3 protein-coding genes are annotated in these 2,417 nt (G+C 74.2%); all 3 read right to left on the bottom strand.

All coding sequences use genetic code 11. The features are described from left to right. Nucleotides 1–31: 31 nt before the first annotated feature. Nucleotides 32–1,243, bottom strand: coding sequence for a Dyp-type peroxidase (locus ABD249_RS15635; protein ID WP_344344982.1), 1,212 nt, complete (start codon nucleotides 1,241–1,243; stop codon nucleotides 32–34). Continuing rightward, nucleotides 1,243–1,854, bottom strand: coding sequence for a copper chaperone PCu(A)C (locus ABD249_RS15630; RefSeq protein ID WP_344344980.1), 612 nt, complete (start codon nucleotides 1,852–1,854; stop codon nucleotides 1,243–1,245). Before ABD249_RS15630 ends, ABD249_RS15635 begins: the two co-directional genes overlap by 1 nt. A gap of 92 nt (nucleotides 1,855–1,946) precedes the next feature. Further along, nucleotides 1,947–2,417: copper resistance protein CopC (locus tag ABD249_RS15625; protein ID WP_344344978.1), on the bottom strand; the 471-nt coding region annotated here is incomplete at its 5' end.

Below are 2,417 nucleotides of genomic sequence, written 5' to 3'. Positions count from 1 at the left end.
GCGCCGGGCCGTCTCGTGCGTGCAGGGTGCGTCAGGCCAGCAGGGTCTCGCCCACGAATCCGCCCGGCTCGCAGCCGGGCAGGATCGCGAAGACCGCCGAGCCGATCGGCGTCGTCCACTCGTTGAGGAGATCGAGATCCGACAGCCGCTGCTGGATGGGCACGAACTGCGCGAGCGGATCCGCCTGCACGGCGGTGAAGATCATCCCCGACTCCGACACCGAGCCCGCCGTCGGCGCCTCGTCGTAGTTGAACGCTCGACGATGGAAGCGCTGAGACGTGTCGTCGCTGCGCGCCCGCCGCAGATGCGAGAACTCCGGGATGACGGGGAAGCCGATCGGGGTGAGCGCGGCGAAGTCCGGCTCGTCGCGCTCCCACGACCCGGTGAGCGGGGCGCCGTTCGCGAGCGTGCGCCCGACCGACTGCTCGCGGCCCGGCCGATCGAGGCGATCCCAGCGATCGAGATCCATGCGGATGCGCCGCACGACGAGCGAGGTGCCGCCGGCGAGCCAGCCCTCCCGGATCCAGACGAGCCGGTCGAAGTCCGCGGTGCCCGGCTGCGGGTTGACGGTGCCGTCGACCTGCCCGAAGAGGTTGCGCATCGTCGTGCCCTGACGCTCGGCGCCGCGCGAGCGGCGGAAGCCGGACTGCACCCAGCGCACGGCCGCGAACGACCGCGAGCCCTTGAGCAGCATGCGCTGCGCGTGCGCGATCGTCAGCGGATCGTCGGCGGCGACCTCCAGCAGCAGGTCGCCGCCCGACCACGCATCCTCGAGCCGGTCGATCGCGAACGCCGGCAGCGGTGCGAGCCATGCCGGCACCTCCTTGCCGGCACGCGCGACGAGCCGAGGTCCGACGCCGATCGTGACGGTGAGGCGCGCGGGCACGAGCGCGAGCTCGGGCTCGGAGTCGGCGAGCGCCGCCTCGCCCGACGTCAGCCGCGCGGCGTCGTCGGAGAGGATGCGCAGCATGCGACGCAGGCCGTCGGCGTCCGTCGCGTCGAGCAGGTCGAGCGCGACGAGGGTCGCGTGCGCCTGCGGGGTGACTGCGAGGGCGGCCTGATGCCGACCGTGGAAGGGCACGACGGCGTCGCCGTGCAGCACCTCCGCGGGCGTGGCGGCAGGTGCGGCGACGACGCGTGCGACGGCATCGGCGCCGATGGCGGCTGCGGCCCCCGCGCCGGCGGCAGCCCCTCCGAGGAGGAGCTGCCGCCGACTGAGGCCGCGCGAGGCGGGGTCGGGCATCAGCGATCCGTGCCGTGCGCGTCGTCCGCGCCCTGCATGTCGCCGTGGTCCATGCCCATGTCGCCGTGGTCCATGTCGCCATGGTCCATCTCGCCCATGTCGCCGCCCTCGTACGTCTCGTTCGCACCCGAGTAGTCGCGTGCGGTCGCCGTGACGTCGAGCGTCGAGCCGTCGTCGAACGTCAGCGTCATGACGACATCGTCGCCCGCGACGATCGACGCCGTCGTGCCCATGACCATGAGGTGGTCGCCGCCCGGCTCGAGCGCCATCGAGGCGCCCGGCGCGATGTCGAAGCCGTCGACCTCGCGCATGATCATCTGCCCCGAGTCGTCCTCGACGGTCTCGTGCAGCTCCATGGCGGTCGCGGCGGTGCTCTCGACGGCGACGATGCGCACGGCCTCGTCGCCCTCGTTCGCGATGGTGCCGAAGGCGGCGGTCATGCCGTCCTCGGCGGCCTTGATCCAGGCGTCGGCGACGACGACCGAGTCGGCCTGCGGCGCCGTCGAGGCGTCGGGGCCCGGGGCGTCGGCCGTGCTGCAGGCGACGAGGGCGGATGCGGCCGCGAGGGCGATGGCGAGTGCGCCTGCGCGGCGCGTGGTGATGGTTCGCATGAAGGTTCCGTTCGTGTGCGCGGCGCGTCGGCCGCGGTCGTTCGATGCGCCGCTGCCGCAGGATGCGGGCGGCGTGGATGGATGCGGTCGCGTCAGCCCGCGGTGCGAGCGCGCGAGCGGCGGATGCCGAGCACGAGGGCGAGCACGACGAGTGCGACGGCCGCGCCGGCGATGCCGACGAGCAGCGTCCTCGGCACGCCTGGGGCGTCGACCGAGGCAGCCTGCCCCTCGGCGGCGCCGGCGGATCCGTCGTCGGCGGACGCGTCGTCGGACGCCGCGGCGTCAGGCGATGCGTCGCCGCTCGATGCCTCGTCCGTCGCGGCCGTGCCGTCCTGCGACGAGCCCGCGGCCGCTGCATCCGGAGCGCCGCCCGCGGCGGCTCCGCCCGCGACCGTGAACGGAAGGACGTCGGAGATCGGGTGTCCGTCTCCCGAGACGACGCGCCACCGTGCCTCGAGCGCGCCCGTGGGACTGCCCTCGACGGGCACGGTCACGGTGGTGCCGTCGACGACGGGCTCGCCCGCGTGGTCGACGCCGGAGGCATCGACCACGAAGACCGCGGC

The organism is Agrococcus versicolor (genome assembly GCF_039531815.1).
GTDB classification, from domain to species: domain Bacteria; phylum Actinomycetota; class Actinomycetes; order Actinomycetales; family Microbacteriaceae; genus Agrococcus; species Agrococcus versicolor.
This window is presented reverse-complemented; position numbering and strand designations above follow the sequence as displayed.

Bases quoted from the DNA above. Each gene is read 5' to 3' on its own strand.
- ABD249_RS15635 (WP_344344982.1), bottom strand. From the start codon at position 1,243: ATGCCCGACCCCGCCTCGCGCGGCCTCAGTCGGCGGCAGCTCCTCCTC.
- ABD249_RS15630 (WP_344344980.1), bottom strand. From the start codon at position 1,854: ATGCGAACCATCACCACGCGCCGCGCAGGCGCACTCGCCATCGCCCTC.